This window comes from Phenylobacterium sp. P4_E10, from assembly GCF_056401675.1.
Window position 1 is genome coordinate 242,264 of sequence record NZ_JBFUIW010000006.1, and the last position, 17,434, is coordinate 259,697.

Genomic DNA, 17,434 nt, shown 5'->3' on the forward strand with positions numbered 1-17,434 from the left:
GGAGGAACTAAAGCGTCAGGCCGCCAGCTTCGCGGCCGCGGCCTGTTCGATGCGGGCCTTGGCCATTTCGTTGGCGACCTCGTGGGTCGGCCGGCCTTCGGTGATGGAGCGGTCCAGCACCTGCTCCAACGTCTGGGTCAAGCCGACCAGCTTGGTCTCGACCCAGGTGGGATCGAAGGCCTCGCCGCGCTCCAGGGCGCGGATCTCGCCGGCCACGTTGATGATGCCGCCGCCGTTGATCACGTAGTCCGGGGCATAGAGCATGCCGCGCTCGAACACCGCCCGGCCGATGGCGAGGTCCGCCAGCTGGTTGTTGGCGCCGCCAGCGATCACCTTGGCCTTCAGCTTCGGCAGCGTGCTCTCGTTGATCGCTCCGCCCAGGGCGCAGGGCGCGAACACGTCGGCCTCGGCCTCGAAGATCGCGCCGGGGGCCACGACCTTGGCGCCGGTGCGGGCGGCGACCTCGGCCAGGGCGTCCTCGTTGACGTCGGTCAGGATCAGCTTGGCGCCGGCCGCGTGCAGCTTGTCGGCCAGGTAGGCGCCGACATGGCCGACGCCCTGGATCGCCACGGTGACGCCGTCCAGGTCGCGCTTCAGCGCCCGACGCACGGCCAGGCGCACGCCCCGGAACACGCCCTCGGCGGTCACGGGCGAAGGATCGCCCGAGGCGGCCGGATGGCCCTCAAGGCCGGCGACGTAGCGGGTCCGCTTGCGCGAATAGCTGAGGTCGACCGGCGAAACGCCGACGTCCTCGGCGGTCCAGTAGCTGCCGCCCAGGGTCTCGACCGCCTGGCCGAACGCTTCGAACAGCGCCGGGGTCTTCATGGTGCGGGAATCGCCGATGATCACCGACTTGCCGCCGCCCAGCTCCAGGTCGGCCATGGCGTTCTTGTAGGACATCGCCCGCGACAGCCGCAGAGCGTCTTCGAGCGCTGCGGCGGCGCTGGCATAGGGCCACATACGGCAGCCGCCGGCGGCCGGGCCGCGCGCGGTCGAGTGCACCGCAATGATTGTTTTCAGACCGGTTTTTTCGTCGAAGAACGAATGTACGCCTTCGTGGCCCTCGAACGCGGGGGAATCGAACAAGGTCATGCCGCAGACTACGCCTCAGACTGGAAGAGATTGCCGGTGCCTCTACGCCCCTGCCCGGCCGATCACAAGCCCGCTCTGACCCTCGCCTCACCCTCTGCGGTGATTGGCGCATTGGGCAGGGTCGGCGCTTTCGGAATCTTCGGCGCGCCCGACGGCAGCGGCGCCTGCGGGGTCTTGATGAACGACAGCAGGTCCGCCCAGACCACCGGCCCCTGCTTGTCGCGGGTCATCAGGTGCCAGCCCTCCTTGTAATAGGCGGAGCGGTCGGTCGGCTTGAGCTTGGCGGCGGCCTGGAAGCTTGGCGCCTCCGGAATGATCTGGTCGTTGGCGCCGTAGATGTAGAGCGTCGGAACCTTGATCCCGCCCACCGAGCTCCACGCCCGCTCCATCATCTCCACCAGGCCGTAGAGCGTGTCGGACCGCGCGCCCCAGGTCATCAGAGGGTCACGGCCCATGGCGATCAGCTCGTCACGATTGTCGGTCGGCTTCACCCGATTGGTCAGCCAGCGCGGCGGCTCGTAGATCTTGTCGGCGGTGAAGCGGGCGGCCAGCCACAGCGTGGTCTTGTAGGGCAAGGGCTGGTTCGACCAGCCCCATACCGCCGGTGCCATCAGGATCAGGCGGTCGGCGGCGGGCGGGCGGTCCGACGCGAAGGCTTCGATGGCGACGGCCCCGCCCATGCTCTCGCCGGCGACGACGACCGGGACCCCGGGATGCAGGCCGCGCACCAGCGCCGTCAGCGTCCGCAGATCCTCGACCATCAATTCATCGCCGCCCCAGATCCCGCGATTGGGCGAGCGGCCGAAGCCCCGCTGATCGAAAGCGTAGGTGGTCACCCCGTTCTGCGCCCAATAAGGCGCAGCCAGATGGAAGGCGTTGGCGTAGTCGTTCATGCCGTGCACCGCCACGACCACCGCCTCCGGCTGGCCCGGCGTCTCCCAGCGGGTCAGCCCCAGCCGCGCGCCGTCGAACGACACGAAATTATCCGGCTCGATCCGCGGTCCCTGGAACCCGATGGGAGGCGCGCCAGCCTGCTGCACCATCAACGGGGTGCAGGCGCTGAGCATCACGGCGGCTGCTATGGCGGCGAGGCGCTTCACGAACGCAAAATCTCCTGAACCCTATGGCGAAGATAGGGCGCCACTTCGTCTTCGAACCAGGGGTTCCGCTTCAGCCAGCCGGTGTTGCGCCAGGACGGATGCGGCATGGGCAGGAACTGCGGCGCGTACTCACGCCAGGCCCGCACCGTCTGCGTCATGTTTTCCTTGGCCCGCTCCCCCAGCGCCCAGGCCTGCGCATAGCCGCCGACCAGCAGGGTCAGTTCCACGTTCGGCAGTTGCGCCAGCAGCCGCGGCCGCCACAGCTGGGCGCAGCGCGGCGGCGGCGGATAGTCGCCGCCCTTGGGATTGGTCCCCGGAAAACAGAAGGCCATGGCCGCCACGCCCAGCTCCGGTCGGCCATAAAAGGTCTCGGCGTCGATCCCCATCCAGGCGCGCAGCCGATCTCCGGAGGGGTCGGTGAACGGCAGACCGCTTTCGTGCACCCGCCGCCCAGGCGCCTGGCCGCAGATCAGCAGCCGCGTCTGCGGCCGCACGAACACCACGGGACGCGGCTCGTGCGGCAACTCCCCGGCGCAGGCCCGGCAGGCGGCGATATCGGCAAGGACGGCCGGAAGGCTCATCTCGCCGATATAGGAGCCCTAGTCCTCGGCGTCCTGCGGCGGGGCGAGGTTCTCGCCCTCCAGCGGCAGCCGCAGGCGGTAGACGCCCTTGAATTTCTCCGGATCGGCCGGCTTGCCGTGGCGGGTGACGACGATTTTTCCCTGGCGGGCCAGGCCGCGCGCGGTGTTGCGCACATGGCCGGTCAGCCGCCGCCAGTTCTCGTTGTCGGCTGCGCGGGCGATCTCCTCGGACGAGGCGGACTTGCCGGGGGCGAGCTTGCCCAGCACGTCGAAGATCACGGCTTCCATGTCGACGCTCATATCAGCCGCCTCGCTTCAGGGTTTCACGGGCGATGACCACCTGCTGGATCTGGCTGGTGCCCTCATAGATCCGGAAGATGCGCACATCGCGATAGAACCGCTCGATCCCGTGATCGGCGACATAGCCGGCGCCGCCGAAGATCTGCACCGCACGGTCGGCCACCCGGCCGACCATCTCGGAGGCGAAGTACTTGGCGGCCGCGGCCTCCATGGTCACGCTCTGCCCGGCGTCGCGTTTGCGGGCCGTCTCCATGGTCATCGCCTTGGCCACCAGGGCCTCGGTCTTGGAGTCGGCGATCATCCCCTGGATGAGCTGGAAGCTGGAGATTGCCTGGCCGAACTGCTTGCGCTCGGTGGCGTAGGCCACGCAGTCGGCCAGCAGCCGCTCGGCCACGCCGATGCAGACGGCCGAGATGTGCAGCCGCCCGCGGTCGAGCACCTGCATGGCGACCTTGAAGCCCTCGCCCTCGGCGCCCAGGCGGTTCTCGACCGGCACCCGGACGTTGTCGAAGATCACGTCGCAGATGTGCGCGCCCTGCTGACCCATCTTCTTCTCGGGCTTGCCGACCGAGAGGCCCGGCAAATTGCGCTCCACCAGGAAGGCGCTGACCCCGCCGCCGCCGGCCTTGGCCGGATCGGTGCGGGCCATCACCGTGAACAGGTCGGCCTTGTTGGCGTTGGTGATGAAGCGCTTGGAGCCGTTCAGCACGTAGAAATCGCCGTCGCGCACCGCGCGGGTCTGGACGTTGGCGCTGTCCGAGCCGGCCTCCGGCTCGGTCAGGGCGAACGAGGTGATGATCTCGCCCGAAGCGATGCCCGGCAGATATTTGGCCTTCTGGTCGTCGGTTCCGAACATCACCAGCCCCTGGCTGCCGATGCCGACGTTGGTGCCGAAGGCCGAGCGAAACGCCGGACTGGTGCGGCCGAGCTCGACGGCCACCAGACACTCGTCCTCCATGGAGAGGTCCAGGCCGCCGAACTCCTCGGGGATCGACAGGCCGAACAGGCCGAGCCCCTTCATCTCGTCGATCACGTCGGACGGGATCGCATCATCCTCGGAGACCTTGGCCTCCAGCGGCCGCAGGCGTTCGGTGACGAAGCGGCGGACCGTGTCGATCAGCTGTTCGCGGGTTTCGAGATCGAGGGCCATGAAAAGTCTCGGCTATTGGCAGGCTTGGGGGTCCGCCGGCGTCTCGGCGAACTTGGAAAGGGTGACGCTGATAACCGGATAGGGCCAGACCTGATAGCCCACGGCGCCGGCCGGCACCGTGCAAATGGCGCTCAACCGCTTCATCAGCTTGCCGCCGCGCAGCGCGGTGATCTCGGCCTGGTAGGTGACCGGCCGGGTCAGGCCATTCCAGACCTTCAGGATCGACTGGCGCTTCTCGACCGAGGCGTCGAGCGCGACGGCCAGCTTGCCGGCCCCTGCGCCCTTGTAGGTTTCCGCGCCATCGGGCGCCGCCTTGCCGATGCGACCGGTCTCGACGTCCGCCAGGCCGGGCCGGCCCTGGGCGTCCAGGCGCAGCACCGCCCTTTGGCCGGTCATCACCTGGACCGCCGCGCCCTCGACCTTGGTGCGCGGATCCAGGCCCGCCGCCTTCAGGGCCTCGACCGGGATGCTCGGCGCCTGGGCCTGGGCGCTCCCCGCCAGGGCGAGCACCAAGCCGGCGATCGCCAGCGTCCGCATCAGGCGCGGGCCAGCGCCAGGGCCGAACCCTGGCCGACGCCGACGCACATGGTCGCCAGCGCCCGCTCCCCAGCGTTCAGCTTCAGCGTACGGGCGGCCGTCAGCGCCAGCCTGGCGCCGGACGCGCCCAGCGGGTGGCCGATGGCGATGGCCCCGCCGTGGGCGTTCACATGCGCCGCGTCGTCGGCCAGGCCCCAGGCGCGCATGCAGGCCAGCGCCTGGGCGGCGAAGGCCTCGTTCAGCTCGATCACGTCGAAATCGCCGACCTTGATCCCCAGCCGGGCGGTCAGCTTCTCCACCGCCGGCACCGGGCCCACGCCCATCACCCGTGGCGCGACGCCGCCGGCGGCCCCAGCCTCGATCCGGGCCAGCGGCTCCAGGCCCAGCTTCTCGACCATCTCGGCGCTGGCCAGCAGCAGGGCCGCAGCGCCGTCGTTCACGCCCGAGGCGTTGCCCGCCGTCACGGTGCCGTCTTCGCGCACGATCGGTTTCAGGGCGCTCAGCGCCTCCAGGCTGGTGTCCGGGCGCGGATGCTCGTCCTGCGTCACGACGATGTCGCCCTTGCGGTCCTTGATGGTGACCGGCGCGATCTCGCCCTCGAAGAAGCCTGCGGCCCGGGCCGCGCCTACGCGGGCCTGGCTGCGCTGGGCGAAGCCGTCCTGGTCTTCACGATTGATCTGGTAGTCGGTGGCGACGTTCTCGGCGGTCTCAGGCATGGCGTCGACGCCATAGGCCTTCTTCAGCGCCGGGTTCACGAACCGCCAGCCGATGGTGGTGTCGTAGATTTCCGGGCTGCGCGAGAAGGCCGTGTCCGGCTTGGCCATGACGAAGGGCGAGCGGCTCATGCTCTCGACGCCGCCGGCGACAATCAAGTCGGCGTCGCCCGAGGCGATGGCCCGCGCCCCGGCGATCACGGCGTCCAGGCCCGAGGCGCAGAGGCGGTTGACGGTGATGCCAGGCACGGTCTGGGGCATGCCCGCCAGCAGCAGCGCCATGCGCGCCACGTTGCGGTTGTCCTCGCCGGCCTGGTTGACGCAGCCATAGATGACCTCGTCGACCCGCTCCCAATCGAGCTTGGGATAGGCGCCCATCAGCGCCTTCAGCGGATGGGCGGCCAAATCGTCCGCCCGGACCTTCGACAGGGCGCCGGCATAGCGGCCGATCGGCGTCCGCAGCCCACCGCAGAGATAGACAGTCCGGCCTTGCATCGCGTGTCCCCGCCGCATAGTTCGCGTTGTGAATAGGGCCGCAAACTAGTGTTTGAACCGGCGACGGGCAAACCCTTCCGAGGGTTCAGGGGTACGATATGGACGGCGGCGAAGAAGAGATCATCGGCGGTTGGAAGCATGAGGTCGTCAAGGACGGCGAGTGGGCCGGCTGGACGCTCTATGGCAACGACCCGTTCGAGGACCATGCCGGCCCGTTCTACTTCAAGGTTGGCGACGACGGTCGGCGGGTCTGCGCCATGCGCGCCGAGCGCCACCACATGAACGGCGGCGGCTTCATGCACGGCGGGGCGATCATGACCTTCGCCGACTACTGCCTGTTCGTAATCGCCCGTGACGACCTGCAGGACAGCCGCAGCGTGACCGCCCAGTTCAACGGCGACTTCGTCGGCGCGGTGCCCGAGGGCGCGCTGGTCGAGTGCCGCGGCGAAGTCGTGAAGGCCGGCCGCAGCATGGTGTTCGTCCGCGGCCTAATCACCACCGGCGACGAGCCGGTGATGAACTTCTCAGCCATCATCAAGAAGACTCGGCCGAGGACCTGATCCGATGAAGAAGCTCGACGCGGCCGCCGCGAAACGCATAGCTCCCTCCGCACTCATGGTGCTGATCGCCGGGCCGATCTTCCTGTTCCTGGCCGTGGACCTGCTCATGTTCGCGGCCATGAGCGGCGCCCGCGCGCCGACCACCTCCAACCAGGTCGCCGACCTTTCTATGGAGATCGTGCTCTGCGGCTTCACCGGCCTGCTCGCCTCGTTCGGGGTGCGCAACATCTGGCGCGAACTCAAGAAGTGACCGCCTCATGAGCTACGCCCTCTCGGTTCTCGACCTCTCGCCGGTCAGTGGCGACGGCACCCAGGCGCAAGGGGTGCGCGACACCATTGAGGTGGCCAAGGCCGCCGAGCGGCTCGGCTATGAGCGGTTCTGGGTGGCCGAGCACCACAACATCGGAACGCTCTCCTCGCCCGCGCCGGAGATCCTGATCGCGGCTTTGACCCAGGCGACCAGCACCATCCGGCTGGGCTCCGGCGGGGTGATGCTGGTGAACTACTCGCCGCTGAAGGTCGCCGAGGTGTTCATGGAGCTGGAGGCCCTGGCCCCCGGCCGCATCGACCTCGGGGTCGGCCGCGCGCTGGGCACGGACGGGCGGACCGGCGCGGCGCTGCGCTCGGCCATGTCGGACGCCTTCCCGCACTACTTCGCGCTGCTGAACGCCTGGCTGCTGGACGCGGCAGGGGTCGAGCCGATCACCGACGCCCATCCGGCCCACGATATCCACGCCAATCCGTCGGGACCCTCGCATCCCGACCTCTTCATGCTCTGCTCCTCGCCGGAAAGCGCGGTCTTCGCCGGCCAGGCCGGGGTCGGCATGGTGTTCGCCGAGTTCATCGCCCGCACCGATGGCGGGCCGTCGGTCGAGGCTTATCGCAGAGCCTTCGCCCCCTCCGCCTTCCGCGACAAACCCTGGGCCGGCGTGGCGACCATCGCCCTGGCCGCCGAGAGCGCGGAAGAGGCTGATCGTTTGGCCGCGCCGATGCGGGCCGGCAACCTGGCGACCTTGGACGGAGAACGGCGGCGCTTTCGCTCGATCCCGGAGGCCCAGGCCTTCCTGGCCGAACGCGCGGGCGATCCTCGGATGGCCGGCGTCATGGCCCGAGCCATCGTCGGCGATCCGGCCAGCGTCAAGGCGCGGCTGGACGAGAAGGCGCGCGCCACCGGAGCCGACGAGCTCTTCGTCATGGCGGTCGGCCCGACGCTTGAGAGCCGCATCCGGTCGCTCGAGCTGATCAGGGCCACCTAGGGGACGATGCTCGCCTCAATCCGGGTGACGCCGTAGACGCTGCGCCAGGCCTTCTTGTCGGCGGCCAGGACCAGCCGCCAGGGCGCTTCCTTGTCGCCCAGCGGCGCGCCGTCGACCGTGTCGGCCAAGATCACCATGTCGGCATGGAAGTCGCGGTCCAGCTCGGCCAGCGAATAGACCGCCTTGAAGCCGTCCTTGCCGGTCACCACCACGAACGCCCGCAGCGGGTCGCCGTGCAGCTTGGCGCCGACCGGCAGTCCGCCGGCCCGCAGCACATAGCTCAGCACCGGCCCTTCATAGGACTTCTCGCCGACCTTCACGCTCTCGCGGGGCAGGCCGGCGATGTCGGCGCTGCTGACGCTCTTGGAAGCGCCGCCAGGCGCGACCACCGTCAGTTCGGCCGCCAGCGCGCTTGCGGGCGCCAGCAGGGCGAGGGCGAGGATCAGCCCCCTCACATCGCCGCCTTGGCTGCGGGCCGCGCGCGCATGACGCCGGCCCAGCGATGTACGTGGGTCAGCTCTTCGGGGATCTCCAGCTTGATCATGCGGGTGAAATCCAGGCCGATGAAACCGACGATGTCGGCGATGGTCAGTCGATCGGCCGCCAGCCACTCGCTCTCGGCCAGGCGGCGGTCCAGCACCTTCAGCGCCCGCAGGCCCTGCTCCTTGTTGTACTCGGCGACGGCCGGGATCTGGGTGTCCAGCGCAGCCATCGCCGGATGGCTATGGCGCACGCCCATCATGAACGGCGTGGCGACCAGCATCTCGGCCCGGCGCAGCCACATCTCGATCACCGCCGTCTCCTCGGGCGTGCGCCCGAACAGGTTCGGCTCCGGATAGCGGCTCTCCAGATAGCGGCAGATCGCGACCGACTCGGTGACGCAGGTCCCGTCGTCCAGTTCCAGCGCCGGGACGTTCGGCAGGCCGGCCTTGGCCAGGTAGTCGGCCTGCTTGTGCTGGCCCTGCATCAGGTTGAGCTGGACGATCTCGATGTCCTCGATGCCCTTCTCGGCCATGAACCATCGGACCCGCCGCGGGTTCGGCGCCAGAGGCGTATCGTAGAGCTTCATCGCGTCCTCCTTCGAGGCTATTGCCCGAACAACTCCCGAGGCATGGCCCCGACCAGCGCGCCGGTCATGCAGGTGGCCAGGAAGCCGGCGATCAGCGCCTTCCACACCATGCCGATGATCTCGGTGCGCCGCTCGGGCATCAGCACGCCCATGCCGGTCACCGTTATCCCGACTGACCCCACGTTAGCGAAGCCGCACAGAGCATAGGTCAGGATCATCCGGGTCCGCTCGGTCATCTCACCGTTCGGGATCGCGCCCAGCTGGATGAAGGCGATGAACTCGGTGAGCATCAGCTTCACGCCCAGCAGATAGCCGGCCTTCAGCGCCTCGTCCCAGTGCACGCCCATGGCCCAGGCCAGCGGCGCGAAGACCACGCCCAGCATCCGCTCGATGGTGAGGGGAGCGCCCAGCACTGGCGGAAACACCGACAGCAGCGCATTGCCGATGGCCACGAAGGCCACGAACACGATCAGGATGGCCGAGATGTTCAGGACCACGGTCAGGCCGTCCATCGTGCCCTTGCTGATGGCGTCGATGGAGCTGTCGTACTTCAGCAGCGAGGAATAGTCGGCGTAGAGGCCGCCCTGCCCTTCCTTCTCGGGGATCATGATCTTGGCCAGCAGGATCCCGGCCGGGGCCGAGATGATCGAGGCCACCAGCACGTGGGCCGCCGCATTGGGCAGCACCACCTTCAGGATCGTCGCATAGGCCACCATGGTCGAGCCGGCGACCGTCGCCAGCCCCACCACCATCATCAGGAACAGTTCCGAGCGGGTGAGCTTGTCGAGATAGGCGCGGATCACGATCGGGCTCTCGATCATGCCCAGGAAAATGTTCACCGCCACCGCCAGGGCCGAGGCGCCGCCCAGGCCCATGGTCTTCTGGAACAGCAGGCCAAAGCCGCGGGTGATCCACTTCAGGATATTCCAGTGCCACAGCAGCGCCGACAGCGCCGAGATCACCAGGATCAGCGGCAGCACCTGGAAGGCGAAGACGAACAGCGCCCCGGAGTTGGTCACCTGATAGGGCTGGGCCCCGCCGCCCATGTAGCCGAACACGAACTGCGTGCCGGTCGCAGTCGCCGCGGCCAGGCCGTCGACCCCGCGATTGATCGTCTCGATCACCCCCTGCGCGCCCGGCAGCCCGAACAGCAGCAGGATCAGACCGATCTGTACGGCGACCGATCCCAGCGCCAGCCGCCAGGGGAAGACCTTCTTGTTCTCCGACAACGCCCAGCACACGGCGATAACGAAGCCCAGGCCAGCGAGGCTCTGGGCATTTTCAGGTCGGAACATTCATGGCCCCCGGACCGCCCCCGCGGTCCAAACATTCTACGAACCGCACGGTGACGCGCAGTTTTTGTCGCGCCGATTGTCCACGGACGGGCATGTCTAAGCAAGCGCGCGCAGCGTCGCGACCCCGCCGCCCCTTGACGAAGGCGCCGCGCGCTCTATTTGATTGTGCACAATTGAATTGGAGCCAATTAGATGACCATCCTTTACGCCACCCAAGCCCGGGCCGTCGGCGGCCGCGCCGGCCATGTCGAGAGCCAGGACGGCCTGCTCAGCCTCGACCTCGCCCTGCCCAAGGAGATGGGCGGCAAGGGCGGCGGCACGAACCCCGAGCAGCTGTTCGCGGCCGGCTACGCCGCCTGCTTCGAGAACGCGGTCCGCTATATCGCCGGCCAGCAGAAGATCCCTCTGAAGGGCGCCGCCGTGACCGCCACTGTCGAGTTGCATCCGCGCGCCGAGGGCGGCTTCAAGCTGGGCGTGGCGCTCGACGCCGAGACACAAGGCCTCGACCAAACCGCCGCCGAGGCGCTGGTCGCCGCCGCGCACCAGGTCTGCCCCTACTCCAACGCCATTCGCGGCAACGTCGATGTTGCGATATCTGTTCAGGCGAAATGACCGCCAGATCGAAACCTGACGCCAACGGGACGGCCGCATCCGCGGCCGTCCCGCAGCTGCGCCTCGACAACCAGCTCTGCTTTGCTCTCTACGCGGCCAGCGGACTGGTGACGCGCGCCTATCGCCCGCTGCTGGAACCGCTGGGCCTGACCTATCCGCAATACCTGGTGATGCTGGCCCTGTGGGAGGACGCCCCCCGCACGGTCAAGGCGCTGGGCCAGGCGCTGGACCTCGACTCCGGCACCCTCACCCCGCTGCTCAAGCGGCTGGAGGCGGCCGGCTTCGTCACCCGCACCCGCGATGCGCAGGATGAGCGCCGCGTGCAGATCGCCCTGACCGAGGCAGGTCTCGCACTTCGCGACAAGGCGGCCGAAGTGCCCGCCGCCCTCGCCTGCCAGCTCAACCTGCCGCTGGACCAGATCGTCGACCTGCGCGGCGCCCTGCAGGACCTCGCCCGCCGGATGAAGGCCTAGCTGGCCCCAAGCCGCGCCAGGACTTCGCCGGGAATGCGGTAGTGCTCGATCGCCGGCCGCTGGTTGCGGATGCCGCAGGCCTCGCGCTGAATGAAATAGTGCCAGACCGCCTTGGCCGCGTCCTTGAGCAGAACGACCCGTTCCTCCGGCGCGCCCGTCTGGGGATCGAAGGCCCGCAGCGCCTCCAACGCCATCTCGACCTTGCGCCCGGCCATACCAAGGGCGTTGGCGCGCTCCCCTTGGATCTCGTAGTCCAGGATGCTGGCGCCGCTCTGGAAGTTCAGCCCCAGCGCGCTCTGGGGCATCCGCAGGTTCGACATGCCCCGGATTATGCCCCGCCCAAGGCGACGGGCAAGCGGAGCCAATTCCTCCCCCGCTAGTCCGTGGCCGCGACGCAGCGGGGCGGCAGCTCATAGGGCTCGGCGCCGGTGGCGCGCTCGCACAAGCCCGCCCCGCCCGGGACCTTCAAAGTGTAACTACGTAACGTCTGCAGCAGTGGCTGGTCAGGGTGGCCAGCGTCGCCTTACCTCGATTTAACTAGGCTCCTGGACCTGCCCGGCCCCACATGCTGCGCCACAGGAGGGCCACAATGTCTCTTGCGTTGGCGACACTGATTTTCGAATGGCGGCGCTATCTGGCTGCAGTGATCGCGCTCGCTTTCTCCGGCCTGCTGATCCTCGCCCAGGTGGGCATGTTCACGGGCATCGTGAAGGCGGCGACCGCGACCATCGACCGCTCGCGCGCCGACCTGATGATCATGCCGGCCAAGTCGGAAAGCCTGATCAATTCAGGGCCTTCCAGCCTGCCGCGCCGCATCGGCCCCCAGCTCTACCTCAACCCGAACGTCGCTGAGGTCGCCAGTTTCGACGGCGGCGGCGGTCGCTGGAGCAACCAGCCCAAGGGCGGCCAGAAGCAGGTCACCACCTTCGTCCAGGTGAACATGGTCGACACTGAAAAGGGCGCCCTCACCCTGCCGATCGACTACTCCGAAGCCGTGCGGATCGCCCTGATGGAGCCCAACGCCGTGGCCATCGACCGCTCGGCGCTCGGCCGCCTGGGTGTAAAGCTCGGTGATACAGCCACACTGAACGGCAAGACCGTCCGCATCCGCGCCCTGCTCGACGGCTATCCCGACATCAACCAGGCCTCGGTCGTCGTTTCCCGCGACACCCTTCGCCGCCTGGGCATGATGGAAAAGGGCGAGAAGACTGGGCCGCTGATGGTCCGCATCCAGAACCCGGCCCAGGCCGAAGCTGTCCGCGACCAGCTCAACGCCAGCGCCAAGGGCGCCTACCGCGCCTGGACCCGCGCCGAACTCGCCAAGGCCAACGAAGGCGCGCTGATGAAGGAACAGATCATCGGGGTCTTGTTGGGCTTCTCGGTCTTCCTCGGCTTCCTGATCGGGGTCGGCATCACCTCCCAGACGCTGCGCGGCGCCATCCTCGCCAACATCAAGGAGTTCGCCTCGCTGCGCGCTCTGGGCGTCTCGATGGGCTCGCTGCGCCTGATCGTGCTGGAGCTCTCGTTCTGGGTCGGGGTCGCCGGCCTGGGCGCGACGGCGGTCTTCACCTTCCTGGTCTCGCTGCTGGCCAAGAGCGGCGGCCTGCCGCTGGGCTACCCGGTCACCTGGGTGGTCGGCGTGGCGGTGCTGCTGATGATCATTTCGCTCGCCTCCGGCCTGATGGCCCTCGGCATCCTGAAGAAGAGCCAACCGGCGGACCTGCTGCGATGAACGCTCTCCCCGTCAATCCGATCGCGCTGCAGGGGACCGGCCTGATCAAGCGCTTCAAGACCGGCCGCACCCATATCGAGGTGCTCAAGTCGGTCGATTTCGACTGCCGCCATGGCGAGATGACCATGGTCATGGGCCCCTCGGGCTCGGGCAAGTCGACCCTGATCGCCGCTCTGTCGGGCCTGCTGCGGCCGGACGCCGGACAAGTCACCGCCCTGGGCGAGGATCTCTGGAGTCAGCGTCCCGGCAAGATCGACAAGTTCCGCCTCGACCACTGCGGCTTCATCTTCCAGGGCTTCAACCTGTTCGGCGCGCTGACCGCCCTGCAGCAGGTGACCACGATCCTGAAGTACAAGGGCTACTCACCAAGCGAGGCCAAGGACCGCGCCGCCGTCGCTCTGACTGAGGTGGGCCTTGGCGCCCGCCTCAACCAGCGGCCGGCCGAACTGTCCGGCGGCGAGAAGCAGCGCGTCGCCATCGCCCGCGCCCTGGCCAAGGACCCACGTCTGCTGTTCGCCGACGAACCGACCAGCGCCCTGGACGGCGAGAACGGCCAGATCGTCATCAAGCTTCTGCAACGCGCCGCCAAGGAACACGGCGCGGCGGTGGTTTGCGTCACCCACGACCCGCGGCTCGAGGCCTACGCCGACCGCATCATCCACATCGAAGACGGCCGCATCCTGGACGATCGACGCACGAACGGCGCGTACGACCCGGCCGCCCTCAGCCAACCCGAGCTCGTCGGAGCCTAAGAGAGACCATGTTCGCCTTCGTGAAATCCCACCGCATCAAGATAGCGGTCGTCGCCGCCCTCGTCGTCCTCGGCGGCGGCGCCGTCATGATGTCCGGCCAGGCCAAGGCCAAGAAGGCCGAGGAGGCCAAGGTCGCCGCCGCCGCTGCGCCCAAGAGCCCCTATGTCGCCATCGCCAACGGCAAGGCCGACGTCGAGGGCGGGATGATCCAGGTCGCCGCCCGCCGCGCCGGCATCGTGCGCGAGGTCTATGTCCAGGAAGGCGACAAGGTCGTTAAGGGCCAGATCCTCGCCCGCCAGGAAGATGACGAGCCCAAGCTGTCGGCCGCCCGCGCCGCCGCCTTGGTCGATCAGGCCAAGGCCCAGATGACTCAGTACCAAGTCCAGCTGACCAGCGCCGAGCGGGAGCACAAGCGCTTGCAGGGGTTGGTCTCCACCAACTTCGTCGCCGCGCAGAAGGTCGATCAGGCCACCGACAAGATCCGTGAGGCCCAGGCCAACATTCAGGCTCAGCGCGCCGCCATCGCCACGGCCCAGGCGGCGCTTGAAGAGGCCCGCTACAACCTCGAACTGACCATCATCCGCGCCCCGACCGATGGGCGAATCGCTCGCCGCTACGCCAATCCGGGCGCCGGCGCCTCGACCCTTAACGTCTCCAACATGTTCGACCTGGAGCCGACCGCGCCGCGCATCGTCCGCGCCGAGATCGCCGAGAGCGCCCTGCCGCACGTGGCCATCGGCCAGGTCGTGCAGATCGCCCCGGAATCCGAGCCGACCAAGTTCTACAGCGGCAAGGTGCTGCGCCGAGCCGCGGTGTTCGGCGCCCGCAAGCTGCAGTCGGACGACCCCACCGAGCGCACCGACGACCGCGTTGTCGAGGTGGTCGTCAGCGCTGACAGCGCCCCGTTCCTGATCGGCCAGCGGGTGCTGGTGAAGTTCATGCGCGACGGCGGCGCGGCCCTGGCCGCGCGGTAACGATGACCAGATGCTCCCCCGCTGGGGGAGCTGTCAGTCGCACGGCTGACTGAGGGGGACGTCCGACTCAGATTTGAGAGCAGACCCCGTCCGTCTCGTGCGTCGCATCGAGCCACCTCCCTCAGGAGGGGAGGAAGAGCCACGCTTGACGCCACCTCTCCCGCGCCGCACAACCCGCGCAAATTTCAAACCCCTGTTTGGTTGGGAGACTTCCATGGCGGACATCCGCTTCGACGGCAAAGTCGCGATCGTCACCGGCGCGGGCGGCGGCCTTGGCCGCCAGCACGCCCTTGAGCTGGCCCGTCGCGGCGCCAAGGTCGTGGTCAACGACCTGGGCGGCTCGGTCGACGGTTCGGGCGGCTCCTCGGCCGCGGCCGACGCCGTGGTCGCCGAGATCAAGGCCGCCGGCGGCGAAGCCATCTCCAACGGCTCGTCGGTCACCGACGACGCCGGCGTCGCCCTGATGGTCAAGCAGGCCATGGACACCTGGGGCCGCATAGACATCCTGATCGCCAACGCCGGCATCCTGCGCGACAAGTCCTTCTCCAAGATGGAACTGTCGGACTTCGAGCTGGTCGTGAACGTCCACCTCATGGGCACCGTGAAGCCTGTGAAGGCGGTCTGGGAAATCATGCGCGAGCAGAACTACGGCCGCATCGTCGTGACGACCTCGTCGTCGGGCATGTACGGCAACTTCGGCCAGGCGAACTACGGCGCGGCCAAGCTCGGCATCATCGGCTTCATGAACACCATCAAGCTCGAAGGCCAAAAGAACAACATCCACATCAACGCCATCAGCCCGGTCGCCGCCACGCGCATGACCGAGAACCTGATGCCGGCCCCGGTGCTGGAAAAGCTGAAGCCGGAATACGTCACCCCGGGCGTCGTCTACCTGGCCTCGGAAGAAGCCCCGACCGGCGCGATCCTGACCGCCGGCGCCGGCGCCTTCGCCCTCTCGCGCATCTACGAAACCGAGGGCGTGTACCTCGGCGAGGGCGGCCTGTCGGTCGAAGAGGTCCGCGACAACTGGGCCAAGATCTCCGATCCGGCCGGCCAGCAGGCCTACGTCAACGGCGGCGAGCAGAGCGGCAAGTTCTTCCGCAAGCTCCAGGGCGGCTAGGCTTCCCACACCCATAGGGTGATCTATTCGCGGGCGGCCGTCTCTCGGGGGCGGCCGCCCGTTTCGTTTCGACGAATTCACTTGCCGCCGTGTGGGTTATCGCGCGTAACCTATGCCCGAGACCGAAGGCCCGCAGAGGCCCGGCTCGCCATAGGGAGAAACCGAACCTTGACCCAGGCCTCGCCGGCTCCGCGCGCAAGCTCGCTGCCGCTGTCCACCATATTTGCGTTCGCCGCCACCAGCCTTCCGATCCAAGCCGTCGTGATCGCGGTCGCGGTCTACCTGCCTCGCCACTATGCCAGCCACCTGGGCGTCAGTCTGGCCGCTGTGGGCAGCGCCTTCTTCATCGTCCGCATGATCGACATTCCGGTCGACGGCCTGCTGGGCTGGGTGATGGACAAGACCCGCACCCGCTGGGGGCGTTACCGTGTCTGGAGCGTGATCGGCGCGCCATTCCTGATGGCGGCCATGTACTGGCTGTTCATGCCGGCCGAGGGGGTCGGCATCGTCTACCTGATCTTCTGGCTGCTGGTGATGTACCTGGGGACCTCGATCCTCGCGCTCTCCCACGCCGCCTGGGCCGCGACACTTGCGCCCGCCTACAACGACCGCTCGCGGGTGTTCGGCATCATGACCGCGGTCGGCGTTCTGGGCGCCGCCGCCGTCCTGGCCATACCGATTCTCGCCGAGGCCCGCGGCCTGCCTGATTCGCGCAACGTCGAGACCATGGGCTGGCTGATCCTGCTGCTCACCCCGATCGCGGTCGGCCTGGTGGTCTGGCGCACGCCCGAGCGCATCGCGCCGGAAGTCGCCGGCCATCAGTTCAAGCTCCGCGACTACTGGTCGCTGGTCACCCGCCCGAGCATGGCGCGGATCCTGGCCGCCGACCTGTGCCTGGCGCTGGGCCCGGGCTGGATGAGCGCGCTCTACCTGTTCTTCTTCACCGACAGCCGCGGCTTCACCACGGGCCAGTCCTCGATCCTGCTGGCCGTCTACATCCTGGCCGGCTTCGCGGGCGCGCCGATGATGGGCCGCCTGGCGATGTCGATCAGCAAGCACCGCGCGGTGATGGTCGCCACCACCGGCTACTCGCTGATCCTGATGTCGCTGATGCTGATCCCGAAGGGCAACATGCTGGTCGCCATCGTGCCGATGTTCGGGGCCGGCTTCCTCGCCGCCGGCTTCAACGTCCTGACCCGCGCCATGACCGCCGACATCGCCGACGAGGTGCGCCTGGAACAGGGCAAGGAACGCTCGGGCCTGCTCTACGCGATCACCACCATGACCTCGAAGATCGCCGGCGCATTCTCGATCGGTCTGACCTTCATGGTGCTGGACGCGGTCGGCTACGTCGCCAAGGAGGGCGTGGCCAACACGCCCGAGGCCATCCACAACCTCGAACTGGCCTATCTGATCGGCCCGATCGTGTTCGTGATGCTCGGCGGCGCCTGCATGGTCGGCTACAGCCTGGACGCCAAACGGCACGGCGACATCCGCCGCCAGCTGGACGAACGCGACGCGCTCTACGACGAAGCCCCGATCATCGAGGTCGCAGGCATCGACGCAGCCATTGCAGTCCCGCCCCAAGCGGGTCGATAGTACTACCGAACCAACCGCGGCCCG

The 17,434-nt window shown here is 68.2% G+C and carries 21 protein-coding genes; 10 read left to right on the plus strand and 11 right to left on the minus strand.

Going from position 1 to position 17,434, the window contains the following annotated elements:
* Positions 1-15 precede the first annotated feature (15 nt).
* From AC1DQJ_RS09675 to pcaF, 7 genes are all read right to left on the minus strand, one after another.
* On the minus strand, positions 16-1,092 hold the full coding sequence (locus tag AC1DQJ_RS09675; protein WP_477602623.1) for a Glu/Leu/Phe/Val dehydrogenase dimerization domain-containing protein: 1,077 nt from the start codon (positions 1,090-1,092) through the stop codon (positions 16-18).
* 62 nt (positions 1,093-1,154) lie between these two features.
* Entirely contained in the window at positions 1,155-2,192 is a 1,038-nt protein-coding gene (locus tag AC1DQJ_RS09680) for a lysophospholipase (protein WP_477602625.1), read from the minus strand.
* Entirely contained in the window at positions 2,189-2,773 is a 585-nt protein-coding gene (locus AC1DQJ_RS09685; RefSeq protein ID WP_477602627.1) for a uracil-DNA glycosylase family protein, read from the minus strand. Before AC1DQJ_RS09685 ends, AC1DQJ_RS09680 begins: the two co-directional genes overlap by 4 nt.
* A gap of 18 nt (positions 2,774-2,791) precedes the next feature.
* On the minus strand, positions 2,792-3,073 hold the full coding sequence (locus AC1DQJ_RS09690; protein ID WP_477602629.1) for a DUF3253 domain-containing protein: 282 nt from the start codon (positions 3,071-3,073) through the stop codon (positions 2,792-2,794).
* A gap of 1 nt (position 3,074) precedes the next feature.
* Positions 3,075-4,223 carry an acyl-CoA dehydrogenase family protein gene (locus tag AC1DQJ_RS09695; protein ID WP_477602631.1) on the minus strand — a complete coding sequence of 383 codons (1,149 nt, stop codon included), beginning with the start codon at positions 4,221-4,223 and terminating at the stop codon, positions 3,075-3,077.
* A 12-nt stretch (positions 4,224-4,235) separates the two neighbouring features.
* Positions 4,236-4,760, minus strand: a complete 525-nt coding sequence (locus AC1DQJ_RS09700) for a hypothetical protein (RefSeq protein WP_477602633.1) — start codon at positions 4,758-4,760, stop codon at positions 4,236-4,238.
* Positions 4,760-5,968, minus strand: a complete 1,209-nt coding sequence (pcaF, locus tag AC1DQJ_RS09705; protein ID WP_477602635.1) for a 3-oxoadipyl-CoA thiolase — start codon at positions 5,966-5,968, stop codon at positions 4,760-4,762. Before pcaF ends, AC1DQJ_RS09700 begins: the two co-directional genes overlap by 1 nt.
* Positions 5,969-6,066: 98 nt before the next feature.
* Here pcaF and AC1DQJ_RS09710 point away from each other — a divergent pair, with 98 nt between their 5' ends.
* From AC1DQJ_RS09710 to AC1DQJ_RS09720, 3 genes are read left to right on the plus strand one after another with little or no spacing between them, the layout of a single operon-like run.
* Positions 6,067-6,528 carry a PaaI family thioesterase gene (locus AC1DQJ_RS09710; RefSeq protein ID WP_477602637.1) on the plus strand — a complete coding sequence of 154 codons (462 nt, stop codon included), beginning with the start codon at positions 6,067-6,069 and terminating at the stop codon, positions 6,526-6,528.
* A gap of 4 nt (positions 6,529-6,532) precedes the next feature.
* Positions 6,533-6,778, plus strand: coding sequence for a hypothetical protein (locus AC1DQJ_RS09715; RefSeq protein ID WP_477602639.1), 246 nt, complete (start codon positions 6,533-6,535; stop codon positions 6,776-6,778).
* Between the two features lie 7 nt (positions 6,779-6,785).
* On the plus strand, positions 6,786-7,784 hold the full coding sequence (locus AC1DQJ_RS09720; RefSeq protein WP_477602641.1) for an MsnO8 family LLM class oxidoreductase: 999 nt from the start codon (positions 6,786-6,788) through the stop codon (positions 7,782-7,784).
* Here the strand turns inward: AC1DQJ_RS09720 and AC1DQJ_RS09725 are convergent.
* From AC1DQJ_RS09725 to AC1DQJ_RS09735, 3 genes are read right to left on the minus strand one after another with little or no spacing between them, the layout of a single operon-like run.
* Positions 7,781-8,239 (minus strand): molybdopterin-binding oxidoreductase, encoded by a 459-nt coding sequence (locus tag AC1DQJ_RS09725; RefSeq protein ID WP_477602643.1) that lies wholly within the window; start codon positions 8,237-8,239, stop codon positions 7,781-7,783. The genes AC1DQJ_RS09720 and AC1DQJ_RS09725 overlap by 4 nt on opposite strands.
* Positions 8,236-8,853 (minus strand): glutathione S-transferase family protein, encoded by a 618-nt coding sequence (locus AC1DQJ_RS09730; RefSeq protein ID WP_477602645.1) that lies wholly within the window; start codon positions 8,851-8,853, stop codon positions 8,236-8,238. Before AC1DQJ_RS09730 ends, AC1DQJ_RS09725 begins: the two co-directional genes overlap by 4 nt.
* 17 nt (positions 8,854-8,870) lie before the next feature.
* Positions 8,871-10,148, minus strand: a complete 1,278-nt coding sequence (locus AC1DQJ_RS09735) for a NupC/NupG family nucleoside CNT transporter (RefSeq protein WP_477602647.1) — start codon at positions 10,146-10,148, stop codon at positions 8,871-8,873.
* Between the two features lie 192 nt (positions 10,149-10,340).
* Here AC1DQJ_RS09735 and AC1DQJ_RS09740 point away from each other — a divergent pair, with 192 nt between their 5' ends.
* Together AC1DQJ_RS09740 and AC1DQJ_RS09745 are read left to right on the plus strand one after the other, a co-directional pair.
* Positions 10,341-10,760, plus strand: coding sequence for an organic hydroperoxide resistance protein (locus AC1DQJ_RS09740; RefSeq protein WP_477602649.1), 420 nt, complete (start codon positions 10,341-10,343; stop codon positions 10,758-10,760).
* Positions 10,757-11,233, plus strand: a complete 477-nt coding sequence (locus AC1DQJ_RS09745) for a MarR family winged helix-turn-helix transcriptional regulator (RefSeq protein WP_477602651.1) — start codon at positions 10,757-10,759, stop codon at positions 11,231-11,233. Before AC1DQJ_RS09740 ends, AC1DQJ_RS09745 begins: the two co-directional genes overlap by 4 nt.
* Here AC1DQJ_RS09745 and AC1DQJ_RS09750 read toward each other — a convergent pair.
* On the minus strand, positions 11,230-11,553 hold the full coding sequence (locus tag AC1DQJ_RS09750) for a DUF6665 family protein (protein WP_477602653.1): 324 nt from the start codon (positions 11,551-11,553) through the stop codon (positions 11,230-11,232). The two genes, AC1DQJ_RS09745 and AC1DQJ_RS09750, sit on opposite strands and share 4 nt — an antisense overlap.
* 269 nt (positions 11,554-11,822) lie before the next feature.
* Here AC1DQJ_RS09750 and AC1DQJ_RS09755 point away from each other — a divergent pair, with 269 nt between their 5' ends.
* The 5 genes from AC1DQJ_RS09755 (at position 11,823) to AC1DQJ_RS09775 (ending at position 17,410) form a co-directional block, all read left to right on the plus strand.
* Positions 11,823-12,965 (plus strand): ABC transporter permease, encoded by a 1,143-nt coding sequence (locus AC1DQJ_RS09755; protein WP_477602655.1) that lies wholly within the window; start codon positions 11,823-11,825, stop codon positions 12,963-12,965.
* Positions 12,962-13,717, plus strand: coding sequence for an ABC transporter ATP-binding protein (locus tag AC1DQJ_RS09760; RefSeq protein WP_477602657.1), 756 nt, complete (start codon positions 12,962-12,964; stop codon positions 13,715-13,717). Before AC1DQJ_RS09755 ends, AC1DQJ_RS09760 begins: the two co-directional genes overlap by 4 nt.
* 8 nt (positions 13,718-13,725) lie before the next feature.
* Positions 13,726-14,691 carry an HlyD family secretion protein gene (locus tag AC1DQJ_RS09765; RefSeq protein ID WP_477602659.1) on the plus strand — a complete coding sequence of 322 codons (966 nt, stop codon included), beginning with the start codon at positions 13,726-13,728 and terminating at the stop codon, positions 14,689-14,691.
* Positions 14,692-14,905: 214 nt separating this feature from the next.
* Positions 14,906-15,811, plus strand: a complete 906-nt coding sequence (locus AC1DQJ_RS09770; RefSeq protein WP_477602661.1) for an SDR family NAD(P)-dependent oxidoreductase — start codon at positions 14,906-14,908, stop codon at positions 15,809-15,811.
* A 168-nt stretch (positions 15,812-15,979) separates the two neighbouring features.
* Positions 15,980-17,410 (plus strand): MFS transporter, encoded by a 1,431-nt coding sequence (locus AC1DQJ_RS09775; RefSeq protein WP_477602663.1) that lies wholly within the window; start codon positions 15,980-15,982, stop codon positions 17,408-17,410.
* Positions 17,411-17,434 lie beyond the last annotated feature (24 nt).